The sequence below is a fragment of the Cryobacterium sp. Sr8 genome (assembly GCF_004403225.1).
Lineage (GTDB): Bacteria > Actinomycetota > Actinomycetes > Actinomycetales > Microbacteriaceae > Cryobacterium > Cryobacterium psychrotolerans.
On sequence record NZ_SOHO01000009.1, the window covers coordinates 16,117 to 40,658 of the forward strand.

At 69.4% G+C, this 24,542-nt stretch carries 23 protein-coding genes; 3 read left to right on the top strand and 20 right to left on the bottom strand.

Annotated elements, in window-relative coordinates; translation table 11 throughout:
- Window positions 1–15 precede the first annotated feature (15 nt).
- The 8 genes from E3T54_RS00780 to infC form a co-directional block, all read right to left on the bottom strand.
- On the bottom strand, window positions 16–915 hold the full coding sequence (locus E3T54_RS00780) for an amino acid ABC transporter permease (RefSeq protein ID WP_134474155.1): 900 nt from the start codon (window positions 913–915) through the stop codon (window positions 16–18).
- Window positions 912–1,559 (bottom strand): amino acid ABC transporter permease, encoded by a 648-nt coding sequence (locus E3T54_RS00785; RefSeq protein ID WP_134474156.1) that lies wholly within the window; start codon window positions 1,557–1,559, stop codon window positions 912–914. The genes E3T54_RS00780 and E3T54_RS00785 overlap by 4 nt, the downstream gene beginning before the upstream one ends.
- Window positions 1,560–1,652: 93 nt before the next feature.
- Window positions 1,653–2,501 carry a glutamate ABC transporter substrate-binding protein gene (locus tag E3T54_RS00790; RefSeq protein WP_241976985.1) on the bottom strand — a complete coding sequence of 283 codons (849 nt, stop codon included), beginning with the start codon at window positions 2,499–2,501 and terminating at the stop codon, window positions 1,653–1,655.
- Window positions 2,502–2,562: 61 nt separating this feature from the next.
- Entirely contained in the window at window positions 2,563–3,351 is a 789-nt protein-coding gene (locus E3T54_RS00795) for an amino acid ABC transporter ATP-binding protein (protein WP_134474158.1), read from the bottom strand.
- Window positions 3,352–3,421: 70 nt separating this feature from the next.
- Window positions 3,422–4,222, bottom strand: a complete 801-nt coding sequence (locus E3T54_RS00800; RefSeq protein ID WP_134474159.1) for an RNA methyltransferase — start codon at window positions 4,220–4,222, stop codon at window positions 3,422–3,424.
- A gap of 76 nt (window positions 4,223–4,298) precedes the next feature.
- A complete protein-coding gene (rplT, locus tag E3T54_RS00805; RefSeq protein WP_134474160.1) occupies window positions 4,299–4,685 on the bottom strand; it encodes a 50S ribosomal protein L20 in 387 nt (128 codons plus the stop codon).
- A gap of 28 nt (window positions 4,686–4,713) precedes the next feature.
- A complete protein-coding gene (gene rpmI / locus E3T54_RS00810; protein ID WP_092325036.1) occupies window positions 4,714–4,908 on the bottom strand; it encodes a 50S ribosomal protein L35 in 195 nt (64 codons plus the stop codon).
- Complete coding sequence (infC, locus tag E3T54_RS00815) at window positions 4,901–5,530, bottom strand: translation initiation factor IF-3 (protein ID WP_134474198.1); 630 nt, start codon at window positions 5,528–5,530, stop codon at window positions 4,901–4,903. The genes rpmI and infC overlap by 8 nt, the downstream gene beginning before the upstream one ends.
- Window positions 5,531–5,786: 256 nt before the next feature.
- Between infC and E3T54_RS00820 the strand changes: the two genes are divergently transcribed.
- Complete coding sequence (locus E3T54_RS00820; RefSeq protein ID WP_174775367.1) at window positions 5,787–6,137, top strand: DUF1844 domain-containing protein; 351 nt, start codon at window positions 5,787–5,789, stop codon at window positions 6,135–6,137.
- Here the strand turns inward: E3T54_RS00820 and E3T54_RS00825 are convergent.
- The 9 genes from E3T54_RS00825 to E3T54_RS00865 all read right to left on the bottom strand — a co-directional run bounded on the left by E3T54_RS00825 (window position 6,130) and on the right by E3T54_RS00865 (window position 16,661).
- On the bottom strand, window positions 6,130–6,585 hold the full coding sequence (locus E3T54_RS00825) for an NUDIX hydrolase (RefSeq protein WP_134474161.1): 456 nt from the start codon (window positions 6,583–6,585) through the stop codon (window positions 6,130–6,132). The genes E3T54_RS00820 and E3T54_RS00825 overlap by 8 nt on opposite strands.
- 76 nt (window positions 6,586–6,661) lie before the next feature.
- Complete coding sequence (locus E3T54_RS00830; protein ID WP_134474162.1) at window positions 6,662–7,441, bottom strand: DNA-formamidopyrimidine glycosylase family protein; 780 nt, start codon at window positions 7,439–7,441, stop codon at window positions 6,662–6,664.
- Window positions 7,434–12,221, bottom strand: coding sequence for a DEAD/DEAH box helicase (locus E3T54_RS00835; protein WP_134474163.1), 4,788 nt, complete (start codon window positions 12,219–12,221; stop codon window positions 7,434–7,436). The genes E3T54_RS00830 and E3T54_RS00835 overlap by 8 nt, the downstream gene beginning before the upstream one ends.
- A 32-nt stretch (window positions 12,222–12,253) precedes the next feature.
- Complete coding sequence (locus E3T54_RS00840) at window positions 12,254–13,048, bottom strand: SseB family protein (protein ID WP_134474164.1); 795 nt, start codon at window positions 13,046–13,048, stop codon at window positions 12,254–12,256.
- Window positions 13,032–13,778: a bifunctional 1-(5-phosphoribosyl)-5-((5-phosphoribosylamino)methylideneamino)imidazole-4-carboxamide isomerase/phosphoribosylanthranilate isomerase PriA gene (gene priA / locus E3T54_RS00845; protein WP_092323957.1), complete on the bottom strand. Its 747-nt coding sequence runs from the start codon at window positions 13,776–13,778 to the stop codon at window positions 13,032–13,034. The genes E3T54_RS00840 and priA overlap by 17 nt, the downstream gene beginning before the upstream one ends.
- A gap of 63 nt (window positions 13,779–13,841) precedes the next feature.
- Entirely contained in the window at window positions 13,842–14,474 is a 633-nt protein-coding gene (gene hisH, locus E3T54_RS00850) for an imidazole glycerol phosphate synthase subunit HisH (protein WP_134474165.1), read from the bottom strand.
- The gene (hisB, locus tag E3T54_RS00855) at window positions 14,471–15,091 is read right to left on the bottom strand and encodes an imidazoleglycerol-phosphate dehydratase HisB (RefSeq protein WP_092323954.1); all 621 of its coding nucleotides are present in this window, start codon (window positions 15,089–15,091) and stop codon (window positions 14,471–14,473) included. The genes hisH and hisB overlap by 4 nt, the downstream gene beginning before the upstream one ends.
- A 9-nt stretch (window positions 15,092–15,100) precedes the next feature.
- The gene (locus tag E3T54_RS00860) at window positions 15,101–16,186 is read right to left on the bottom strand and encodes a histidinol-phosphate transaminase (protein ID WP_134474166.1); all 1,086 of its coding nucleotides are present in this window, start codon (window positions 16,184–16,186) and stop codon (window positions 15,101–15,103) included.
- Between the two features lie 55 nt (window positions 16,187–16,241).
- Entirely contained in the window at window positions 16,242–16,661 is a 420-nt protein-coding gene (locus E3T54_RS00865) for a LysM peptidoglycan-binding domain-containing protein (protein WP_166804783.1), read from the bottom strand.
- A 279-nt stretch (window positions 16,662–16,940) separates the two neighbouring features.
- On the opposite strand from E3T54_RS00865, the gene lexA reads away from it, so the two are divergent.
- Window positions 16,941–17,642 (top strand): transcriptional repressor LexA, encoded by a 702-nt coding sequence (lexA, locus tag E3T54_RS00870; RefSeq protein ID WP_241976986.1) that lies wholly within the window; start codon window positions 16,941–16,943, stop codon window positions 17,640–17,642.
- Window positions 17,643–17,967: 325 nt separating this feature from the next.
- The gene (locus tag E3T54_RS00875) at window positions 17,968–19,287 is read left to right on the top strand and encodes a glycosyltransferase (protein ID WP_134474168.1); all 1,320 of its coding nucleotides are present in this window, start codon (window positions 17,968–17,970) and stop codon (window positions 19,285–19,287) included.
- Window positions 19,288–19,400: 113 nt separating this feature from the next.
- Here the strand turns inward: E3T54_RS00875 and metE are convergent, their stop codons facing one another.
- The 3 genes from metE to hflX all read right to left on the bottom strand — a co-directional run bounded on the left by metE (window position 19,401) and on the right by hflX (window position 24,540).
- Window positions 19,401–21,734 (bottom strand): 5-methyltetrahydropteroyltriglutamate--homocysteine S-methyltransferase, encoded by a 2,334-nt coding sequence (metE, locus tag E3T54_RS00880; RefSeq protein WP_134474169.1) that lies wholly within the window; start codon window positions 21,732–21,734, stop codon window positions 19,401–19,403.
- Window positions 21,731–22,777, bottom strand: a complete 1,047-nt coding sequence (locus E3T54_RS00885; protein ID WP_134474170.1) for a methylenetetrahydrofolate reductase — start codon at window positions 22,775–22,777, stop codon at window positions 21,731–21,733. The genes metE and E3T54_RS00885 overlap by 4 nt, the downstream gene beginning before the upstream one ends.
- 239 nt (window positions 22,778–23,016) lie before the next feature.
- On the bottom strand, window positions 23,017–24,540 hold the full coding sequence (gene hflX / locus E3T54_RS00890) for a GTPase HflX (RefSeq protein WP_134474171.1): 1,524 nt from the start codon (window positions 24,538–24,540) through the stop codon (window positions 23,017–23,019).
- Window positions 24,541–24,542: the final 2 nt, after the last annotated feature.

Genomic DNA, 24,542 nt, shown 5'->3' on the forward strand with positions numbered 1-24,542 from the left:
CCCGCGGGCGCCCATCTAGTTGCCCAGCGCCGCTGGGTAGACGACCTCGGGATCGGCGGGCTTCACGGGCGGCACCGCATCCGGGGTCACGCCGCCGGACCTGGACCCGGTGCGCCTCGCGATGACCCGCGCCAGCCAGGAGAGCAGCAGGTTCATCGTCAGGTAGATGGCCAGCACGACCAGGAAGAAGGAGAAGGAGTACCGGCTGCCGAAGAAGTTCGTCAGGTTGTACAGGCCGGATCGGAGGAGCTCCTCGTAGCCGACCACGAACGACAGCGAGGTGTCCTTCAGGAGCACCACGAGTTGCGCGATGATGATCGGCAGCATCTGCCGGAACGCCTGGGGGAATTCGATCCGGAACCGGGTCGCGATCGGGGTCAGGCCGATGGCCAGCCCGGCCTCCCGCTGCCCGCGCGGCAGCGAGGCGATGCCGGCCCGCAGGGCCTCACCGATGATCGCACCGTTGTACACGGAGAGGGCTGCGACGCCCGCCCAGAACGAGCCGGTCGAGAAGACGAGCAGGATGAAGAGCATCATCAGCAGCACCGGCATGCCACGCACGAACTCGAGCACGATGGTCGTCGGAATCCGGATCCACTTGGTATCGGATGCCCGGCCGAAGGAGAAAAGCACCCCGAGCACGAGCGCGAACACGGCGGCGACGGCGGCCATCCGGAGCGTGTTCAGGGCGCCCTGGCCAAGCGTGCGCCAGACCTGGACGTCCATGAAGACGTCCCAGCGGGAGACGTCCCAGAGGCCCGGCTGGACGGCGCCGTTGGCACTGACCTTGGGCGCACCGAGCGCGAGGATGAGCCAGACCAGGCCGGCCGCGATGACGATGATGCCGACAATGGAGAGGACGCGCGACCTGACAATGGCCTTCGGCCCGGGAGCGTCATAGAGAACCGAGGTCATCGGAGCACCGCCACCTTCTTCTCGACCCGGCCGGCGATGAGGCCGAGGGAGATTGTGACGAGCAGGTAGAAAGCGGCGACGGCGAGCAGGATCGCGAGCACTTCATCCCCTCGCAGGTTGGTGATCTTGCGCGCGGCGCCGAAGAGCTCGAAGACGAAGAACGCCCCGGCGACCGACGTGTTCTTGGTCAGCGCGATGAAGACGTTGATCAGCGGCGGGACGACCATGCGCACGGCCTGCGGCATGACCACGAAGGAGAGCGTCTGGCCGAAGGTCAGGCCGATGCTGCGGGCTGCCTCGGCCTGGCCGACGTGCACCCCATTGATGCCGGAGCGCAGCGCCTCGGCGACGAAGGGCGACGTGTACACGGTGAGCCCGATCGTGGCCAGGGTGAAGTAGCCCGGTGAGTACTGCAGGTAGGGCAGCAGGTAGGCGCAGAAGAAGAGGACCAGCGTGAGCGGGGTGTTCCGGATGATCTCCGTGTACACGGTCGCGAATCCGCGAAACGACGCCACGGGCGAGATGCGCATGGTCGCGATGATGATGCCGAGCACGAGTGCCCCGATGCCGGCCAGTACCAGCAGACCGAGCGTGTTCCTGAATCCCTCCAGAAACAAGGGCAGGTTTTCAATGACTGCGTCCACAACTCACCTCCTTCTCTGTGTGTTTCAAGCAATGCTGATCGGGGTGGTCCGGCCGGAAAACGGCCGGAACACCCCGATATCAGCCGGATATGCCTAGTAGCGGTCGACGGCGGGAGGCGTCGGGGTCTCAAGCACCTTGCCGGCGGTCGCGTCCCAGGCTGCCGCCCACGAGCCGTCTTCGAAGGATTCCTCGAGCACGTCGTTGATGAAGGTGCGGAACTCGTCGTCACCCTTCTTCAGGCCGATGCCGTAGGGCTCCTTGGTGAACGGCTTGTCGATGACCTCGAACTCGCCCTCGTTCTGGTCGGCGAGGCCGGCCAGGATGACGTTGTCCGTGGTCACGGCCACGACCTCGCCGCTGCGCAGCGGTCCAAGGCAGTTGGAGTACGTGTCGGTGGCGATCACCTTGTCCGTGTACGCGGCGATGTTCTTCTCCGAGGTGGAGCCACTGACGGTGCAGACCGGCTTTCCGGTGAGGTCTTCCGGTCCGGTGATCTTGTCCGGGTTGCCGGCGAGCACGAGCAGGTCCTGTCCGGCTTCGTAGTACGGGCCGGCGAAGTCGATGACTTCCTTGCGCGTGTCGTTGATCGTGTAGGTGGCGACGACGAGGTCAACCTGGCCGTTCTGGATGAACGGTTCGCGGTTGGCCGAAACGGTCTCTTCCCACTCGATGTTCTCGGGCTTGATGCCGAGCTTGGCGGCGATGAGCTTACCCATCTCGACGTCGAAACCTTCCGGGGTTCCGTCCGGGCCCTTGAGGCCGAAGAGCGGCTGGTCGAACTTGGTGCCGATGGTGATCTTGCCGGCGTCGCTGAGCTTGGCCATCGTGCTGCCGGCGTCAAACTCGGGGGCTTTTTCGACCGGTGCTGCCGAGGGCCCTGCGCCCGAGTCGGTGCATCCGCTGAGCGCGAGCGCGCTCGCGAGGGCAATGGCCGAAATCATTAGACCTTTGTTGAGTCTCATGGCTTTTCTCCTGATTGCTGTGGGGATTCCTGCACACCGGTTAGTGGGCAAGTATTTTCGAGAGGAAGTCTTTCGCTCTCGTGCTGTGGGGGTTGGTGAAGAACTGCTCCGGGGTGGTTTCTTCGACGATTTCGCCCTCCGCCATGAAGATGACCCGGTTGGCGGCCTTGCGGGCGAAGCCCATTTCGTGGGTGACGACGATCATCGTCATGCCGTCGTTGGCGAGGTCGATCATGACCTCGAGCACCTCGTTGATCATCTCCGGGTCGAGCGCGCTGGTGGGCTCGTCGAGCAGGATCAGCTTGGGCTCCATGGCCAGCGCCCGCGCAATGGCCACACGCTGCTGCTGGCCGCCGGAGAGCTGCGCCGGCATCTTCTTCGCCTGGTTCGCCACCCCGACGCGTTCGAGCAGGGCCATGGCCTTCTTCTCGGCCTCGGCCTTCGACAGGCCGCGCACCTTGATCGGCCCGAGCGTCACGTTCTCCAGCACGGTCTTGTGCGCGAACAGGTTGAACGCCTGGAACACCATGCCCACGTCGGCACGGAGGTGGGCCAGGGCCTTCCCCTCGGCCGGCAGCGGCTGGCCGTCGATGGTGATGACGCCGGAGTCGATTGTCTCGAGCCGGTTGATGGCCCGGCAGAGTGTCGACTTGCCCGATCCACTGGGCCCGATCACGACGACAACTTCGCCGCGGTTGACAACGGCGTTGATGTCCTTCAGAACGTGCAGGTCGCCGTAGTGCTTGTCAACGTTTTTCACGACGACCAGCGGTTCACCCCGCCTGACGTTGATGTTGGATGTGGCCGGCGTTGAATCGGTGGGCTCCATACCCCCCAACTTAGGGGAAAACGGCTCTCGGCGAATACCACCAATCTGTGGTATTTACCCATTTGTGATGCTAGCTCCGCTGGGCGAAGGCGCTTTCGTACAGGCAGACGGATGCCGCGGTGGCGAGGTTCATCGATTCAGCGTGCCCGTAGAGCGGCACGGAGATCGACCGGTCGACCTTCGCGAGGTCTTCGTCGGTGAGCCCGCGCGCCTCGTTGCCGAAGAGCCAGGCGGTGGGGGCGGCGAGCAGGCCGCTGTTGCGCGCGGCGAGAAGGTCGTCGCCCTTGACATCGGCCGCGAGGAGCTGGAGGCCGGCGGCCTGCACCCGGCCCCTGACGTCTTCGAGGGTGGCGCCGACGGCGACGGGCAGGTGGAAGATCGAGCCGGTGGAGGCGCGGACGACCTTGGGGTTGTACAGGTCGACGCTGCGGCCGGTGAGGATGACCGCGTCCGCGCCGGCGGCATCCGCTGCCCGGATGATCGTGCCGGCGTTGCCGGGATCGCGCACCTCTTCGAGGATGGCGATGAGCCTGGGCTCTTTCGCGAAGATGTCCTTGACCGAGATCGGGAACTGGTGGCACACGGCCACGAAGCCCTGCGGGGTCACGGTGTCGGCCATCGATTCGAGCACGGCCTCGGTGACGAACTCGACCTCGATGCCGGCGGCAGCCGCGGCGCCTGCGATGTCGGTGTAGCGGTCGAGCGCCGTCGGGGTCGCGAACAGTTCGACGACCAGGTCCGGGCGGAAGGTGAGCGCCTCGGCGACGGCCTGCGGCCCTTCCAGCAGGAAGACCCCGGTTTCATCCCGCGCTGCGCGCTTGGCTAGTTTTGCGACGGCCCGCACACGCGGAGAACGGGGATTATCAAGCATGTGTCCAGCTTAGATGCAGAACGGGAGCGGGCGATCAAGTCGCCCGCTCCCGTGAATCCTGCGTGTGGAACTCTGCTTATGCAGAGACCTTCGGCGCCGATGTGTTGGCGGGAAGGGCGCTCTTGGCGCTCTCGACGAGGGCCGCGAAAGTGGCGGGCTCGTTGACGGCCAGGTCAGCCAGGATGCGACGGTCGACCCCGATGCCGGCCAGGGCGAGGCCCTGGATCAGGCGGTTGTAGGTCAGGCCGTTGGCGCGGGACGCAGCGTTGATCCGCTGGATCCACAGGCGACGGAAGTCACCCTTGCGTGCACGGCGGTCACGGTAGCTGTAGACGAGGGAGTGAGTGACCTGCTCCTTGGCCTTACGGTACAGACGCGAACGCTGACCGCGGTAACCCGCGGCGCGCTCGAGAATGACGCGACGCTTCTTGTGGGCGTTTACAGCCCTCTTTACTCTTGCCATTTTTCTAGTTCCTTACGGGATACGCGGTCTAAAGACCGAGAAGCTTCTTGATGACCTTGGTGTCGGCCTTGGCCAGGACCTGGTCGGTGTTGAGGCGCGACTTGCGCTTCGTCGACTTGACCTCGAGGTTGTGACGCATGCCGGCCTGCTGCTTCATAATCTTGCCGGTGCCAGTGACCTTGAACCGCTTCTTCGTCCCGGAATGGGTCTTCATCTTAGGCATCTTTTTCCTCCAGTTTCGCTGCCTTGTCGGCAGCCTTGTCTGCCTTATCGGCAGCCTTATGTGCGTTGGCCTCGGCCTTGGCTTCTGACTTGTTCTTCAGGGGGCCAATCACCATGACCATGTTTCGTCCGTCGATGGTCGGGCTCGATTCGACTGAACCGAACTCGGCAACATCCTCGGCAAATTTCTTGAGCAGACGTACGCCCTGGTCGGGTCGGGACTGCTCACGACCACGGAACAGGATCATGGCCTTGACCTTGTCGCCGGCCTTCAAGAAGCCCTCGGCGCGCTTGCGCTTGGTCTCGTAGTCGTGCGTGTCAATCTTGAGGCGGAAACGAACCTCTTTCAGGATCGTGTTCGCCTGGTTGCGCCGGGCTTCCTTAGCCTTCTGCGCAGCCTCGTACTTGAACTTGCCGTAGTCCATGATCTTGGCGACCGGCGGCTTGGAATCGGGGGAAACCTCAACCAGGTCAAGGTCGGCATCCTGCGCCAGGCGCAGGGCAACATCAATGGACACGACCCCGACCTGCTCGCCGGCAGGGCCAACGAGACGGACTTCGGGGACGCGGATACGGTCATTTGTACGGGGATCGCTGATGCGTCGCTCCTCTTTCTCAAACATCGTGGCTACAGACAGGTGACGGATGCCGCCCGGCGACGAAGAGAGAAAAATCACGTGCGTTGGTTCGAGCAAAGTTCGCTCCTAAACCACACACGACACCCTGTCTACCGTCACGATGCTGGAGACCAGCGCCATAACGGCGGAGTGCTAACTACCCGGTAACCTTGATGAAGCGGTCAAGCGCGGGTGGGAGATTATCCACTTTCGTACCGAGACTTACGTCTCGGAGCCGACACGACTCTATCAGAGGATTGCAGTGAATAACACTTACGACCAGGACGACACCGCGCAGGCCACCAGGGACATCGCCGATGTGCCCGCGGTGGAGATCATCACGACCGCCGCGGTGCACCTGATGAGCGCCTCCGCGGTCAAGGTCGGCCTGGCCGACGACCCGGACACGCAGATGGACCTCGACGAGGCCCGCAAACTCATCAACGCCCTCGCCGGGCTGGTCACCGCGGCGGCCCCGGACATCGCGGACATGCACGCACGGAGTCTCCGCGACGGGCTGCGGTCGCTGCAGCTGGCGTTCCGCGAGGCATCCGCCATTCCCGACCCGATCGGCAAGGGCCCGGGCGAGAAGTACACCGGCCCCGTCAACTAGCCCTCCTCCCCTCCCTCCCGCGGGGTCTGAGGTCGGCGGAGAAAGGGAAGGGTCGGGGGTAGACGCCGTAGCGGATGAGGGCGCCGATCAGGTCCCTCGTTAACGGCAGCGTGACCAACTCGGCCGCGGTGAACCAGCGGGCGTCGGCGGCGTCATCGCCGGCGACGACCTCCCCGCTGACATAGACCGCGGCGAAATCGTGGATCTCGTAGATGCCCCCGCGTCCGTCGGCGCGGTCGAGGGTGCCGAGTTCACGTTCGATCCGCACGGTGACACCGGTCTCCTCGAGCACCTCGCGGGCGGCCGCCGCTTCGAACGTTTCACCGGGGGCAACCTTCCCACCGGGGACGCTCCACCGCCCGGCCTCGGGCTGCTCGGCCCGCAGCACCAGGAGGAACCGGCCGTCGTCGTCCCTGACGACAGCCGCCGCTGCCAGCGTGATTCCCATGCCGACAGAGTAGGCCCCCGCCGACTCTGTGGTCGAGCTCCGGTGGTCGAGCTTGTCGAGACCGGATCGCGCCGGGCTAGGTCTGGCAGCGCGGGCACCAGAACGTGTTCCGCAGCTCGAGCTCGTTTCGCCCCAGGCTGCCACTCTCGATGCGGGTACCGCAGCGGCGGCACGGCTGGTCGGCGCGGGAGTACACCCAGCTCTGCGCCCCACGCCGGGTGTTGCCGGTCGTCGTGCGTTCGTTCCGGTCGCGGTTGGCCAGGATCAGCCGGTGCGCGAGGGCGACCAGCGCCGGGACATCCGTCACCGCCGCCACCGGGCGAGTCGGCAGGATGCCGCGGAGGAAGCACAGCTCGTTCACGTACTCGTTGCCGAGCCCGGCCAGGTTGCTTTGGTCGGCCAGGGCCACGGCGATCGGCCGCTCCGGCTCCGAGCGGATGCGCCGCACGGCCTCATCGGGGTCCCAGTCGGCGCCGAGGAGGTCGGGGCCGAGCGAGGCGAGCCGCTCGGCCTCCCGAGCCAGCGGCAGCACCTCGAGCAGCCCGAGGTCGAAGCCGACGGCGACCCAGTCGTCCGTTTCCAGCACGGCCCTCGCCTGGAAGGCCGGCCGCTGCCACCGGCTGCCGTGCCGGTAGAGGTGCCAGGCGCCTTCCATCTTCAGGTGTGAGTGGAGGCTCGCCTCCCCCACCCGCATCAGCAGGTGTTTCCCTCGGCTGGCGACCTCATGCATCCGCTCGCCGGCCAGGTCGACGGTCGCGAAGGCCGGCACCCTGAGGTCGCAGCCGGTCAGCAGCTCCCCGTGCAGCGCCTGGTCGAGGGTGCGCGCGGTGCGGAAGACGGTGTCGCCCTCAGGCACGGAGCCTCAGCCCCTGCGGCGACAGCCCGAACCCGGCGGCCTGCAGCGCAGCGCCCACCGGGGTGCCGACCACGAACTGTCCGTTGACCGTTTGCACGGCGAGCTTCTCGACCCCTCCGCCCGTGACGACCGCGGCCAGGGACACCGCGGCGACCCCGAGGATTTCGTCGGTGGGGGCGGCAGGAGCGCCGGACGCGGTGCCGGCGCCGCCGGTTTCGCTTGCCGGACCGAACGCCAGCACGGTCTTGCCGCCGCGTTCGACGTAGAGCACGAGGGAACCGTCGACGAGCACCACCAGGGCGCCGGCCTTCCGGCCCGGCCGGTGTCCGGTGCCCTCCGGCAAGGCCGGCCAGGGCAGCATCGCGCCGTACGGATTCGCCGGGTCGGTCGCGGCGAGGGTGACCGCGGGGCGCGCGGGAACCGAACCCCCCGACCGATCGGCCGCGCTGCTGTCCGCGGTGAAGGAGCGCAAGCGGTCGATCGTGCCTCCGGCGGCGAACTGCGCGGCACCGAGGCCTTCGACGAAGTAGCCGCGCCGAGCGCGCCCGGTCTCCTCGAAGCCGCTGAGGGTGCGGTAGACGAGCGCGAAGCCGCCGGGCACCCCCTCGCTCGTCACCGAACCCCGGGTCACCACCCCATAGCGTTCGAGCAGGGTCTCGGCGAGCGCGTGCGCGCGCCGGGTGGCCGAGTCGTCGGCCAGCGGAAGGATCGACCATCGCCCCGACACGGTGGGCGGGCCGCTCCGGCTGGGCAGCCGGGGCCGGGCGAGAGGCCGGCCGTCGTGCAGCCGGGCCCGGGGCGCCGACCTTGCGATCTTGTGGGCCGTGCGTCCGCCGCGGATGAGCGAGCGCACGGGGGCGAACGTGTCGTTGCCGATCAGCCCTGCCCAGACCAGGTCCCAGAGCGCCGCAGCGAGGTCGGCGTCGTCCTGGCTGCCGACGGCATCCGCGAGCTGGCGGAAGAAGTACGCTCCCCCACCGCCGAGGGTAGCCAGGATCTCCCGCTGCAGGGGCGTGGTCTCCCGGTCGACCGGAGGCGGCAGGGTGAGCGGCGCCGTCTCGGCCAGGTGCAGGCTGATCCACCCGTCGTTGCCGGCCAGCGTGCCCGAGCCGGCCCAGAGCACCTCGCCGGTCGCGGTCAGTTCGTCGAGCATGGCCGGGCTGTACGCGGCGATCCGGGCCGGGAGGATGAGCGACTCCCAGGCCGAGGCGGGGATCCGCACCCCCTCCAGCTGTTCGATCACGGATGCGACGCCGTCGATCCCGCGGAGCTTGCCGCCCACATGCTGCCAGGCCGGCAGGAAACGGCCGACGGTCACCTGGTCAACCGGTTCGACCTCGTGCCGGAGTGCGGCCAGGGACCGTCGGCGCAGACGGCGCAGCACCTCGGCGTCGCACCATTCGCTGCCGGTTCCGGTCGGCCGGAACTCACCCTCGACGAGGCGGCGCGCGTCGGCGAGCCGCCTCAGCGCGCCCAGCGCCACGGCGGTGCCGAGGCCGAATCGGGCGGCCACGTCGGCGACGGTGAACGGCCCGTGGCTGCGCGCATACCGGCTGACCAGGTCGCCGAGAGGGTCGGCCACGGACTCGGTGAAGGCATCCGGGATACCCATCGGCAAGGGAACGCCGAGCGCGTCCCGCAGGCGGCTCGCATCCTCGATGGCCGCCCACCACTCGTGTCCGGCGTAGCCGACCCGGATGGCGCGGCGAGCGGCGACCAGGGCGGTGAGGTGTGACTCGGCCTGGGCTGCGCTCGCGTGCTCGGTCGAAGGGGCGTCCTGTGACGCCGCGATCGGTGACGACGCGCTCGGTGACGGCGGCGCAGACGCATCCGGCTCCAGGCGCGCGGCCACCTCGTCGACGGTCAGCGGGCCGAGTCCGCGCAGCAGGTCGGCCATGCCCTCGATCCCCCGGGCCCGCCTTCCCTCCGCGAGGCGCTGCAGCTCCAGGTCGGTGAGCTCCATCACCGCGGGGTCGAGCAGCTCTCGCAGCTCGACGCGGCCGAGCAGCTCGGCCAGCAGGGCCGAATCGATCGAGAGCGCGGTGGCCCGGCGTTCGGCAAGCGGGGAATCCCCCTCGTACATGAACGCGGCGACGTAGCCGAACAGGAGGGTGCTCGCGAACGGGCTCGCGGCATCCGTCGTCGTCTCGACCAGGCGCACCGAGCGGGCGGCGATCTCCCGGGCGAGCAGGGTCAGCGCGGGCAGGTCGTAGACGTCCTGCAGGCATTCGCGCACGGTCTCGAGGATGATCGGGAAGGTCGGGAAGGTGCGGGCCACGTCGAGCAGCTGCGACGCCTTCTGCCGTTGCTGCCAGAGCGGCGACCTGCGGCCGGGGTCGTAGCGCGGCAGGAGGAGTGCCCGGGCGGCGCATTCGCGGAACCGCGCGGCGAACAGGGCGGACCCGCCGACCTCGTCGGTGACGAGCTGCTCGAGTTCGTCGGGGTCGAAGACGAACAGTTCCGCGCCGGGCGGCTCGGCTTCGGTGTCGGGAATGCGCACGACGATCCCGTCGTCGGCGGCCATGCAGGCGCCGTCGATGCCGAAGCGTTCGCGCACCCGGGCGCCGACGGCGAGGGCCCACGGTGCGTGCACGGTCATGCCGTACGGGGAATGCAGCACGACCCGCCAGTCGCCGAGTTCGTCGCGGAACCGTTCGACGACGAGGGTGCGATCGGTGGGCAGGTGGGCGGTGGCGGCGCGCTGTTCGGCCAGGAACGCGAGCAGGTTGGTCACCGCGCGCTCATCGAGCCCGGCGGCGGCGCACCGGGCGCGGGCCTCCGCCGGAGGAGCGGCCGACACCTCGCGGGTGAACGCGCCGATCGCCCGGCCGAGTTCGGCGGGGCGGCCGAGGCCGTCGCCTTTCCAGAACGGCAGCCGTCCGGGCTCGCCGAACGCCGGGGTGACGACCACGCGGTCGTGGGTGATCTCCTGGATGCGCCAGCTCGTCGCGCCGAGCGCGAAGACGTCGCCGATCCTGGACTCGTAGACCATCTCCTCGTCGAGTTCGCCGACCCGCCGGCCGGTGGCCTGGTCCCCGGCCATGAAGACGCCGAACAGGCCGCGGTCGGGGATCGTGCCGCCGCTGGTCACCGCAAGCCGCTGCGCGCCGGGTCGTCCGGTCAGCGTTCCGGCTTCGCGGTCCCAGATGATGCGCGGGCGCAGCTCGGCGAACTGGTCCGACGGATACCGGCCGGCGAGCAGGTCGAGCGTCGCCTCGTAGGCCGACCGCGGCAGCGTGGCAAACGGCGCGCTCCGGCGCACGGTGTCGAACCACTCCTCCACATCGATGGGTTCGAGGACCGTCGCCGCGACGGTCTGCTGGGCGAGGATGTCCAGCGGGTTCGTCGGCACGGCGAGCGACTCGATCAGGCCGGCGACCATGCGTTCGGCGGCGACCGCGGCATGGATGAGGTCGGCGCGGTGCTTCGGGTAGATGACGCCGCGCGAGACCTCGCCGACCTGGTGCCCGGCCCGGCCCACGCGCTGCAGCCCGCTGGCGACCGACGGCGGGGACTCCACCTGCACCACCAGGTCGACGGCGCCCATGTCGATGCCGAGCTCCAGGCTCGACGTGGCGACCACGCAGCGCAGCCTGCCCGACTTGAGGTCGTCTTCGATGATCGCCCGCTGGTCCTTGCTCACCGAGCCGTGGTGGGCGCGGGCAAGCAGCGGTTCGGCGCCCTCGCTGCGGCCGCTGGCCCCCATGAGCTCGGCGGGCTGCCGAGGCGCGGCCGTCGCCGTGGCGTTCGCCGTCGCGACGGACGCCGTCGGCCAGGCGGACGCGCCGGCCGTGACCGGCGCGTCGGCCTCGGCCCACGCCATCCGCCCGGCGTAGATCTCGTTGAAGCGCGCGGTCAGCCGCTCGGCGAGACGCCGGGAGTTCGCGAAGACGATCGAAGACGTGTGCGCGAGCACCTGGTCGACGATGGCCTCCTCGACGTGCGGCCAGATCGAGCCTGACTGGGGCACGGATGCCGCCGATCCCTCACGTGGCTGTCCCTCGCCCGGCATGCCCTCCCGCGGCGGGGCGGCGCCGAGCCGGCTCATGTCCTCGACCGGGACCACCACCCGCAGGTCGAACCGTTTGCCCGAGGCCGGCGCGACGATCTCGACCGGCGCCGCCCCACCGAGGAAGCGGGCCACCTCGGCGGCAGGCCGCACCGTAGCGGAGAGCCCGATGCGTTGAGCCGGTTTCGTCAGCAGCGCGTCGAGCCGCTCGAGCGACAGGGCGAGGTGAGCCCCGCGTTTGCTGGCGGCCACCGCATGCACCTCGTCGACGATGACCGTGTCGACGCCGCGCAGGGAGTCGCGGGCCGCGGAGGTGAGCATGAGGAAGAGCGACTCGGGGGTGGTGATGAGGATGTCCGGCGGCGACTTCACCAGAGCCCGCCGGTCGGCCGCGGGGGTGTCTCCCGAACGCACGCCGACGCTCACCTGCGGCGGTTCGGACCCCAGTCGCGCCGCGGCCCGGGTTATCCCGACGAGGGGTGCGCGGAGGTTGCGTTCCACGTCGACGCCGAGGGCCTTGAGCGGGGAGATGTAGAGCACCCGGGTGCCCGGCGCCGCGCCCCCGGCGGCCGGCGGGGCGGCCGCGAGGCGGTCAATCGCCCAGAGGAACGCGGCGAGGGTCTTGCCCGACCCCGTCGGCGCGACGACCAGCGCGTGCGAGCCGCGGGAAATCGCATCCCAGGCCCCGAGCTGGGCGGCCGTGGGCGCGGCGAACGCTTCCCGGAACCACGCCCGGGTGGCCGGCGAGAAGCGTCCGAGCACCTCGTTCATCTGCTCATCTTTGCCGATCCCACCGACAACTCCTAGCTCGAGGCGACCAGTTGCACGCGGAGCGAGTCGACGGACGTCGCGATGACGTCGTCCGCGGCCCAGCGCGCTGCCAGCCGGGCGAGGGTGGCGTCGAGTTCGGCCTGGGTCAGGCCGTCGACCAGTTCCAGCCGCACGACCAGTTCCGGCCCGTCGAGGCGGGCGTCGGGGTCCCCGGCGCCGAGCGCGACGGAGAGCACGGACAGCTCGGTCGCGATGGAGGCGGCGAAGGCATCCGCCACCGGCCGGCTCGCGTAGCTGGGCAGCCACGGCTGCGACTGGGCGATCGCCCAGAGCGCCGGGCGCCGGATCACGAATTCGGTGGCCGAGGTCGGGTCGAGCACGACCAGGTCGGTGTTCTCCTGGGCGGCGGCGAGGGCCACCCGGTTCGCGTCGGAGGGCACCGGCCGGGCCTCGGCATTCCACGCGGCCATCGCGGCAGCCGAGGTGAAGACGGGCAGCACGTTCCGGCCGTCCGGGCCGGCCACGGTGATGATCGAGAGCTCCTGGCTCTTGTCGATCGTGAGCCCACCGGCGGTGGTGCCGGACTCCCCCAGCTCCGCCACGAGCGGCACGAGCAGGCGGGAGTCCCGGATGGCGTCGATCACTCTCTCCTCGCCGGTCTCGCGGGCGCGGAACCGGCGGAGCGCCTCGAGCAGGTGCTCCGGCGCCGATCCGTCGTCTTCGGCGCTCGTATTCGCCCGGAACTCTCGCCCGGCCCAGGGCTGCCCGGCCGAGTCGGCCGGACCGTCGGGCCGGCCGGTGGATCCGAGGTTAGTCGCCCGCGACATCCAGTGCCTCACCCAGGGTGAAGGCGCCCGCGTAGAGGGCCTTGCCCACGATCGCGCCCTCGAGGCCGAGCGGAACGAGTTCGCGGAGGGCGGCGATGTCGGCGAGGCTCGAGATGCCGCCGGAGGCGATCACCGGGCGGTCGGTGCGCTCCAGGACCTGGCGGAGCAGTTCGATGTTGGGGCCCTGCAGGGTGCCGTCCTTGGTGACGTCGGTGACGACGTACCGGGTGCAGCCGGCCTCTTCGAGGCGTTCGAGAACCTCCCAGAGGTCGCCGCCCTCCTTCGTCCAGCCGCGCGCGGCCAGCGTCGTGCCGCGCACGTCCAGGCCGACCGCGATGGCGTCGCCGTGCTGCGCGATGACCGAGGCGGCCCACTCCGGGTTTTCCAGCGCCGCGGTACCCAGGTTGATCCGGCGCACCCCGGCGCCGAGGGCCGCCTCGAGCGAGGCGTCGTCGCGGATGCCGCCGGACAGCTCGACGTTGACGCCATCCAGGTGGCCGATGACCTTCCGGATCACGTCGGTGTTGTTGCCGCGGCCGAAGGCGGCGTCGAGGTCGACGAGGTGGATCCATTCCGCGCCCTGAGCCGCCCAGTCGGCGGCGGCATCCACGGGGTCGCCGTAGTTGGTTTCCGTGCCGGCCTCCCCCTGGGTGAGTCGGACGGCCTTGCCGTCGGCCACATCGACGGCCGGAAGGAGGATGAGGCGCGGGGTGCTGACGAGTTCGCTCATGGTGTGCGGTGTCCTTGCTCGGGGTGGCCGCCGGTTTCGGCGGCGCGGATGAACTGTGGGGGGCTAGTCGCGGAGCGAGCCGAGCCAGTTCGACAGCAGGCGGATGCCCGCTTCGCCGGACTTCTCCGGGTGGAACTGGGTCGCCGACAGCGGTCCGTTCTCGACCGCGGCGAGGAAGGGTCCTCCGTGATCGGCCCAGGTCAGGCGGGGCCGCGGGAAGGGCGGCATGACGTCGAGCGTCCACTCCTGCGCTGCGTAGGAATGAACGAAGTAGAAGCGTTCCTCTTCGAGGCCGCGAAACAGTACGGAGTCGGTGTCGGGTGTGATGGTGTTCCAGCCCATGTGCGGCAGCACGGGGGCCTTCAGCTGCGTGACGGTACCCGGCCACTCGCCGAGACCCTCGGTGTCGACGCCGCGTTCGACGCCGTGCTCGAACATGACCTGCATGCCCACGCAGATCCCCAGCACGGGTCGGCCGCCGGCGAGCCGGTGGTCGATGATGTCGTCGCCGCGCACGGCCTTGAGTGCGGCCATCACCGCGCTGAACGCGCCCACGCCGGGCACGACGAGGCCGTCGGCCTCGAGCGCCTGTCGGCGGTCGCTGGTCAGCGTCACCTCCGCCCCGGCCAGCTCGAGCGCCTTCACAGCGGAGTGCACGTTGCCCGTGCCGTAGTCGAACACGACGACGGAGGTCACAGGGCGCCCTTGGTCGACGGGATGCCCGAGACGAGCGGGTCCATCGCCTTGGCCTGGCGGAACGCGCGGGCGAACGCCTTGAATTCCGCTTCGGCGATGTGGTGCGGGTCGCGCCCGCCCAGGACGGTGACGTGCACGGTCAGGGCGGCGTGGAAGCTGATGGCCTCGAAGACGTGCCGCACCATCGACCCGGTGAAGTGCCCGCCGATGAGGTGGAACTCGAAGCCTGCGGGCTCGCCCGTGTGCACGAGGTACGGCCGCCCGGAGATGTCCACGACCGCCTGCACGAGGGCCTCGTCCAGCGGCACGAGGGCGTCACCGTACCGGGAGATGCCGGACTTGTCGCCGAGGGCCTGCTTGATCGCCTGGCCGAGCACGATTCCGATGTCCTCGACGGTGTGGTGCACGTCGATTTCGATGTCGCCGCGCGCACGCACGGTGAGGTCGGTCAGGGAGTGCTTTGCGAACGCCGTCAGCAGGTGGTCGAAGAAGGGCACCGAGGTCTGGATGTCGCCGACCCCGGTCCCGTCGAGGTTGAGGGAGAGTTCGATGCTCGATTCGCTCGTCTCCCGGTGAAGCTGAGCGACGCGGGGCGAGGACGGAGTGGATGAGCTCATACGCCTAGTTTATTCGGCGGCGGGACCGCGGCGTGCCAGAGCGTCAAGGAATGACGTCGTCTCGGCCTCGGTGCCGGCGGTCACGCGAAGGTGGCCGGGGATGCCGACATCCCGGATGAGGATGCCCTCGGCCAGCAGCGCGTCGAAGGTCGCCCGCGGGTCGGCCACTCCCCCGAACAACACGAAGTTGCTGCCGCTGCGGTACGGAGTGAAGCCGAGCCTGGTCAGCTCGGTGACGAGCCGGTCGCGCTGGTCGCGGATGTCGTCCACCATCGCCAGCATCTCGGGGGTGTGCGCCAGGGCGGCGCACGCGGCCGCCTGCGTCAGCGCGGACAGGTGGTACGGGAGGCGCACCAGTCGCAGCGCATCCGTGACGGCCGGATCGGCGGCGAGGTAGCCGACCCGAGCGCCGGCGAAGGCGAAGGCCTTGCTCATCGTGCGGGAGACGAGCAGCCGCTCGCGCCCGGCGAGAAGGGTGAGGGCGCTCGGCGCGCCGACGGGCGCGAACTCCGCGTAGGCCTCGTCGACGACGACGATGCCGTCGGTCGCGTCATACACGGCCGCGATCGTGTCGAGGGAGAGGGGCGTGCCGGTCGGGTTGTTGGGCGAGCAGAGGAACACGAGGTCGGGGGTGGTCTCCCGTACCCACCGGACGGCGGTGGCCGGCGTGAGTTCGTAATCCGGGTCGCGGTCGCCGGCGATCCAGCGCGTGCCGGTTCCGGACGCGAGGATGGAGTACATCGAGTACGTGGGCGCGAAGCCGAGGACCGAACGGCCGGGGCCGCCGAAGGCTTGAAGCACCTGCTGCAGGACCTCGTTGGAGCCGTTGGCCGCCCAGATGTTTTCCCGGGTGAGCCCGTGTCCGAGGTAGCCGGCCAGGCTCTCGCGCAGCTCGGTGAACTCGCGATCGGGGTACCGGTTCACCGTGGACACGGCCCTGGCCAATGCCGCCACGATGTCGCGGGCGACCGGCTCCGGGATGGGGTGCGTGTTCTCGTTGACGTTGAGCGCCACGGGCACGTGCAGCTGGGGCGCACCGTACGGGGTGAGGCCGCGCAGGTCGTCGCGGAGGGGGAGATCACTGAGGTTCGTCACCTGCTCGATCTTAGCCGCGGCCCGCGGACGGACGCCGTGGCCAGGGGCGCTGTGGCTACAGGCCGGCCGGCAGGGCCAGGCGCTGCCCGGGCTGCACGCTCTCGGAGGTGAGCTGGTTGAGGCTGACGATCTCGGCGATCAGGTCGCGAGGATCGCTGGTCGGTGCGAGGGACTCGGCCAGCTGCCAGAGGGACTGGCCCGGGTTGATGGTGACGTAGTCGAATTCAACGCTCCCCACGCCGGCCGTGTCGGCTCCCGTGGAATCGCTCGCGCCCTCGGCCGCCGCCATACCGCCGTTGAGGGCGACGATCAGCAGGGCTGCAACGATCGGCAGTGCGGCCAGCGAGGTGAATACGACGCGACCGCGTCGGGTGAGGCGCAGACGGCTGGTGGCCGTGCCGGATGCACCGGTCGTGCCCGCGACTACTCCTGCGCCCGAAACTAATCCTGCGCCCGATGCAACTACTGCGTTCATGTCGAACCTCCTGGTTGATAACGCATCCGGCCCTCGGCCGGGAGGACCGGATGCGAACCTATGTTCCGAATGTATCTTCGAATGTTCGAACAATCAAGCACATTTACGGTTGTAACCCGAATGAGTCCCGCGACACACTCGAATACATCTTTGTTATCGGGGGTTATGCCGGATACAGTTTCGAGTGTCAGATTGTTCGTTTTGAACTCAACCAGACACCACCGACATTCCTCCGCGAGGGTCATCCCCCGTCTGCGGACCGGCACGAGGAGCACGAACGTGAGCAAGGACACCGGTTCCCGGGATAAGGGCGGCACCCGTCGGCGCAAGAGCCTGAGCGAGAAACAGCTCGCCATCCTGGATGTCATCCAGCGCTCGGTCAGCCAGCGAGGCTACCCGCCAAGCATGCGCGAGATCGGCGACGCCGTCGGACTCTCCTCCCTGTCCAGCGTCACGCACCAGCTAAACCAGCTCGAGCTGAGCGGATACCTGCGCCGCGACCCGAACCGTCCCCGCGCCATCGAGGTGCTGATCGAGCTCCCGCAGTCACCCGACGATGTGGCGGCCGGCTCCACGGAGAACTTCCAGTCCGGCCTGCAGGTCGGCGACGCCGTCATGGTGCCGCTGGTCGGCCGCATCGCCGCCGGCGTGCCGATCATGGCCGACCAGATGATCGATGAGATCTTTCCGCTCCCCCGCCAGCTCGTTGGCAAGGGCGAGCTGTTCATGCTCAAGGTGATCGGCGAATCGATGATCGACGCCGCGATCTGCGACGGCGACTGGGTCGTCGTACGCCAGCAGAAGAACGCGGAGAACGGCGAAATCGTCGCGGCGATGCTCGACGGCGAGGCGACGGTCAAGGTCTTCCGCCAGCGCGACGGGCACATCTGGCTTCTCCCGCGCAATACCAACTTCGAACCGATTGTGGGCGACCACGCCGAGATTCTCGGCAAGGTCGTGGCGGTGCTCCGCTCCGTATAGACCACGACGGGCCGGAAGCGGGGGCGGCGCGCCCGGAATCGCCCCGAAGGGGGATGCCCCGCGCCCCCGCTGGGCACTCCGCAGCCAATATTGTGGAATTGCGGCGCGAACCGCCTGTGGTGAGTGCTTCCGCAAGGTGATCCACTGGGGGCCCATTGCGGGCCGCCCGAAACCGAGGAAGTCCATGCCCGCGCAAACGTCTCGTACCGTGCCCGAAGCGCGTCCGACGCTCCCCCCGGAATCCGCCGGTTCCACGCCCGTCGCATCGCCGTCACCGGCACCGTCAGCCGCACCGTCACCCTCGCCGTCACCCTCGCCGCCGCCTGTGCCGGACGGCTACCGGCGGTTCTATCTGACGGTCGCCGTCAAGTTCGCGATCGCCGTCGCCTTCGCCGTGCTCTGGACCGGGCTCGCCCTCTGGTTCTCCCTCCCCTGGATTGTCGACCTCTCGCGCGACATCGGGGCGCCGGCCGCCTGGATCATCGTGGCCCTGGTGGCCTACCTGCCCGGCTACGTCGTCGCCCTGATGGCGATGTCCCTCATCCTCGACCGCCAGCCCCCGCGCACCGTCAACAACCCGACCTCGCCGCTGACGATCATCGTGGCCGCCCGCGACGAGGAGAGCGGGATGGCGGAGACTATCCGCTGCATCGGCCAGAGCGACTATGCCGGGGACGTCACCGTGATCCTGGCCGACAACGGCTCGACCGACGCCACCGCCGAGGTCGCCGTCCGCGCGGCCGCGGAGTTCGGCGTCAGCCTCGCGGTCGCCTACGAGAGCCGTCCCGGCAAGTCCTATGCCCTGAACACGGCGCTCCAGCTGGTGGAGACGCCCTACGTCATCACCGTGGATGCCGACACCCTGCTTCACCGGGAGGCCCTCCGGCGGCTGATCTCCCGGCTGGAATCCGCGCCCGCGGCGACGGTGGCGGTGGCCGGCACGGTGCTGGTCCGCAACTCGCGCACCAACCTGCTCACTCGCATGCAGGAATGGGACTACTTCCTCGGCATCGCTGCCGTGAAGCGCATGCAGGGCATGTACCAGGCCACCCTGGTTGCCCAGGGGGCCTTCTCCGTCTACCGGACCGAGCAGATGCGCGCGATCGGCGGCTGGCCCGATGCCATCGGCGAGGACATCGTCGTGACCTGGAAGCTCCTCGAGCAGGGCGGGCGGGTGATCTTCGAGCCCACGGCCGTCGCCTTCACCGACGCCCCGGCCCGGGTCGTGCACTTCATGCGGCAGCGAGCCCGGTGGGCGCGCGGCATGTTCGAGGGCATCCGCAGCGTGCCGCCGTGGCGCCAGCGCCGGCGGCTGGCCGGGATGATCGCCGCCATCAATCTGCTGATCCCGCTGCTGGACATCGGCTACGCCCTGATCTGGCTGCCGGGCCTGGTGCTCTTCGTGTTCGGGTACCCGGCGATCGTGTCCGCCTGGGCCCTCACCGTCATCCCGATGACCCTGGTGATCTACGGGGCACTCCGGCACTACCAGCGCCGCTGGGTGTTCGGCCCGTTGGGACTGGGCGTGCGACGCAACCTGACCGGCTACGTCGCGTTCCTCGTCCTGTACCAGGTCCTCTGCTCGACGGCCTCCATCGCTGGCTACGCGCAGTTCCTGGCCGGGACCTCCCGCCGCTGGAAGTAGATTTCCCGTCCCTGCGCCCCGCCGAACCGTGAGTTTGGCACCTTCGTTGGGCTCGGGAAGGTGCCAAACTCACAGTTCGGCGGGCGGGGCTGCGGCGGGCGGGGCCGCGGCGGCTAGGCCGGCTGGCCGGCGCCGAGCTCGGCGCGCACGATCCGGGTCGCCTCGAGCATGTTGCGCAGCGACGCGACGGTCTCCTCGTAGCCGCGGGTCTTGAGCCCACAGTCCGGGTTGACCCAGAGCTGGCGCACCGGGATCCCGGCCACGGCAACTTCGAGCAACTCGGTCAGCTCGGCGACGCTCGGCACGCGCGGCGAGTGGATGTCCCACACGCCCGGCCCGATGCCGTGGTCGAAGCCGTGGGCCTGGATGTCGCCGACGACCTCCATCCGCGACCGGGCCGCCTCGATGCTCGTGACGTCGGCGTCCAGGTTGCGGATGGCGTCGATCACCACGCCGAATTCCGAGTAGCAGAGGTGGGTGTGGATCTGTGTCCGGGCGGCCACCCCGGCGGTGGCCAGGCGGAAGGATCCCACCGACCAGTCGAGGTAGGCGGCGTGGTCCTTTTTCTTGAGCGGCAGCAGCTCCCGCAGCGCGGGCTCGTCGACCTGCACGACGCCGATCCCGGCGGCCTCGAGGTCGGCGATCTCGTCGCGGAGCGCCAGGGCGACCTGGCGCGCGGTGTCGCCGAGCGGCTGGTCGTCGCGCACGAACGACCAGGCGAGGATCGTGACCGGACCGGTCAGCATCCCCTTGACCGGCTTGGCGGTCAGGCCCTGCGTGTAGCTCGACCATTCGACCGTGATCGCCTTCGGCCGGGACACGTCGCCCCAGAGGATGGACGGGCGCGTGCAGCGGCTCCCGTAGGACTGCACCCAGCCGTTCTCGGTGACCGCGAAGCCGTCGAGGTTCTCGGCGAAGTACTGCACCATGTCGTTGCGTTCGGGCTCGCCGTGCACGATGACATCGAGGCCGATCTCCTCCTGCAGGTCGACCACGCGGGAGATCTCGGCGCGCATGAGGTCGCGGTACTCGTCGGCCGTGAGGGTCCCCTTGAGGAACTGGGCGCGGGCGCGGCGGATCTCCCCGGTCTGCGGGAAGGAGCCGATCGTCGTCGTGGGCAGCAGCGGCAGGCCCAGCGCCTTGTCCTGCTCGGCCAGGCGGATGGCGTAGTCGCCGCGGGAGAAGTCGGCCTCGGTCAGCGCCTCGGCGCGCGAGCGCACGGCACCGTCGCGCACGCCGGGGGCGGTTCGACGGGCCTCGAGGGCCGCCGTGGCGGCGTCCAGGACGGGCTGGATGGCGGCCCGGCCGTCGGCCAGGCCGAGGGCGAGGGCGGCAACCTGGCCGACCTTCTGGTCGGCGAAGGCGAGCCAGCCCTTCAGGTCTGCGCCGAGGGACGACTCGTCCTCGACGTCATGCGGAACGTGCAGCAGCGAGGTGGACGTGGACACCGCGACGTTCGGCGACAGGTCCAGGAGGCGTGCCGCGGCGTCGAAGGCACCGGCGAGGTCGCCGCGCCAGATGTTGTGGCCGTCGATGACCCCGGCGACGAGGGTCTTCTCGGACAGTCCGGGGACGGCGGCGGGGATGCTGCCGCGCACGAGGTCCAGGCCGATCGCCTCGACCGGGCTTCCCGCGAGGACCGGGAGCGCGTCGTCGAGGCTGCCATACGGCGCGGCGACGAAGATCGCCGGGCGCTCGGCCAGGCGGCCGAGGGTCGCGTAGGCGAACTCGACGGCGCCGAGGACCTCGGCCCGGGGCGTCTCGATGCTCTCGCTGACGAGGGCCGGCTCGTCCAACTGCACCCAGTCGGCGCCGGCCGCGGCGAGCCTGGACACGAGCGCCGCGTAGACGGGAAGCAGGTCGCCCAGCCGATCGAGCGGCTGGAAGTCCGCGGGGGCGCCGTCGCTGGGCTTGCTGAGCAGCAGGAACGTCACCGGGCCGACGATGACCGGGCGGGTCAGGAATCCGGCGGCCCTGGCCTCCTCGAATTCGCGCACGATGCGGTCGCTCGCCAGACGGAAATCCGTCTCCGGGCCGATCTCGGGAACGAGGTAGTGGTAGTTCGAGTCGAACCACTTGGTCATTTCGAGCGGGGCGTGCTCGCCCTCGCCGCGGGCCAGGGTGAAGTACCCGGCCAGGTCGATCCGTCCGTCGGCGTCGACGAGGCCGGCGAACCGTGTCGGCACGGCGCCCACCGTGCAGAGGGCATCCAGCACCTGGTCGTAGTAGGAAAAGCTCTCCGGGATGGACGAGTCGGCGCGGGCCAGGCCCAGGCCGGCGAGGCGTTCCCTGGTGGACTGGCGGAGCCCTGCTGCGGTCGCCTCGAGGTCGTCGGCGCTGAGCGAGCCGGCCCAGAAGGCCTCGACCGCCTTCTTCAGTTCTCGCCGGCGCCCGATGCGCGGGTAGCCGAGGATGGTGCCGGTGGGGAATGCGGGCGTGTTCGTCATGCTGACTCCTTGACGGGGTGGGTGTGTGCGGTGGATGTGGGTCGGTGGGCCGTACGTTGCGCGGCCGTGATCTGGGTGGCCGCGTGCGGGGAGGAGGCGGGGAGCGCCCCGCACCCCTCGAGCACGGCCAGCACGGTTTCGTGCTGGTTGAAGGCGTAGAGGTGCAGGCCGGGGGCGCCGCCGGCGATCAGTTCCCTGGCGAGTCCCACGGCGTGGGTGATCCCGATTTCGCGCTGGCCCTGTTCGGTGGGCTCGACCTGCAGCTGGATCGACAGGTCGGCCGGCTCCTCCTCGCCGGACAGTTCCAGGATGCGCCGGAGCCGGTTGGGGCTGGTGACGGGCATGATTCCTGGCAGGATGGGGAACTCGACACCGGCCTCGCGGGCACGGTGGATGAAGCTGAGGTAGTGGTCCGCGTGGAAGAACAACTGGGTGATCGCGAGGTTGGCCCCGGCGGCCTGCTTGGCCAGCAGGGTGTCGATGTCCTGGGACGTCGACCGGGATCGCGGGTGGCCGTTGGGGAACGCGGCCACGGCGATCCGTACCTTCTCCCGTTCGGTCTTGACGGCGCGGGCGCCGGGCAGGCCGGGGATGACGGTTTCGCGATAGGGCACCCGTTCGGCCTGCACCCGGTGGATCAGCTGCACGAGTTCGGCGGCACTGCCGAGGTCGCCGAGGAAGGTCTCCCCTTCGTCGACACCCTGCGGTGGGTCGCCGCGCAGGGCGAGAAAGCTCCGCACGCCGGCGTCGAGGAACTCCCGGATCAGCCGACTCGCCTCGGCGGCTGAGGAGCCCACGCAGGTCAGGTGGGCCATCGGGTCGACCCCGGTGGCGTCCAGGATGTAGCGGAGCACGTCGAGCGAGGAGGTGCGCGAGGAGCCGTTCGCCCCGTACGTGACCGAGATGAAGTCGGGCCCGGCCGCGGCGAGACGGTCGATCGTGTGGGTGAGCGCGGTCGAGGCGGCCTCGGACTTGGGCGGGTACAGCTCGAACGAGAACGGAATGCGCCGGCCGCGCGTTCGCGTCGTCGTCGTCTCGGTCATTGTTCCCTCATTCGGCAGAAGCACGGTAGTAACGAGCACTGAAATGGCCGGGCGGCCGCGGACCGCCAGGCAGGCCTGGCGGGTGCTCGCGGGCGGGTGCCGGGCTCGGCTGTCGCTCCATGCCGGCCGGCAATCCCGGCGGCAACGATTGAAAGAGACTCTAACAACGCCCGATCGGGTGAGGCTGGAGTGTGTCTGTATGTTTCAGGCCGGGCGGGTTACGCGACGGCCTGAGGTTGTCAGCCCGCGATGGCGGGGACGCTGAGGAACGGCGTGAACTGAGCCTGGATCTCCGGCGTGACGAGGGCCTTGACCTGGCTTCCGGTCTCGGCGTACACGGTGGAGAGCACGCGGCCCTGGTCGTGCAACAGGGCGATGAGGTCGCCGCGCTCGTAGGGAATCAGCAGGTCGAGTTCGATCTGCGGGCTCGGCAGGATCTCGGCGATCGCGGCCAGGAGCTCCTCGATGCCCTCGCCGCTGTGTGCCGAGACGAAGATCGCGCGAGGCTGGAGGCCGCGCAGCACCAGGCGGTCGTCGTCGGCAATGAGATCGCTCTTGTTGAAGACGACGAGTTCCGGGATGTCCCGGGCGCCGACCTCGCCGATCACGTCGCGAACCGTGGCGAGCTGGCTGACCGGGTCGGGGTGGGAGGCGTCGACGACGTGAACGATGACGTCGGCGTCGGCGACCTCTTCGAGCGTGGAGCGGAAGGCCTCGACGAGCTGGTGCGGCAGGTTGCGCACGAAGCCGACGGTGTCGGTCAGCGTGTACAGCCGGCCGTCGGCGGTGGTGGACTTGCGCACGGTGGCGTCGAGGGTGGCGAACAGCGAGTTGTCGACGAGCACGCCGGCGCGGGTGATCCGGTTGAGCAGGCTCGACTTGCCGGCGTTGGTGTAGCCGACGATGGCGACCGAGGGCACGGCGTTGCGCTTGCGGTTTGCCCGCTTCGCTTCGCGGGCCGGTTTCATTTCGAGGATCTGCTTGCGCAGCCTGGACATGCGCGTGTGGATGCGCCGGCGGTCCAGCTCGATCTTCGTTTCACCGGGTCCACGGGAGCCCATGCCGGCCCCGGCCCCACCCACCTGGCCGCCGGCCTGGCGGGACATGGAGTCACCCCACCCGCGCAGTCGCGGCAGGAGGTATTCGAGCTGGGCTAGTTCGACCTGGGCCTTGCCCTCGCGGCTCTTCGCGTGCTGGCTGAAGATGTCGAGGATGACGGCGGTGCGGTCGATGACCTTGACCTTGACGACATCCTCGAGCGCGCGCCGCTGACTCGGGGCCAGTTCGGTGTCGGCGATGACGGTGTCCGCGCCCATGGCCTGCACGATCCCGGCCAGTTCCTCCGCCTTGCCCTTGCCGAGGTAGGTGCTGGCGTCGGGCTTGGCCCGGCGCTGCATCAGACCGTCGAGCACGGTCGCGCCGGCGGTTTCGGCCAGCGCCGCGAGCTCCCGCATCGAGTTCTCGGCGTCCGCGACGGTGCCCTGGGTGTACAGGCCGATCAGGACGACGTTCTCCAGGCGCAACTGGCGGTATTCAACCTCGGTGACGTCTTCAAGCTCGGTGGAGAGGCTGGGCACGCGGCGGAGCGCGTTGCGGTCTTCCCGGTCCTGCTGCTCGCCGTCATGCTCGCCGGTGGAGGTTTCTCCCTGCAGCGCCTGCGCGGAGCCGCTCCGGAAGAGGGCATAGCCGGAGGCCCGGGTCTCGGCACTGGCAAGCACCCGCGCTACTACGTCGTCGCTCTGCGGCACTTCTGGTTCAGTCATCC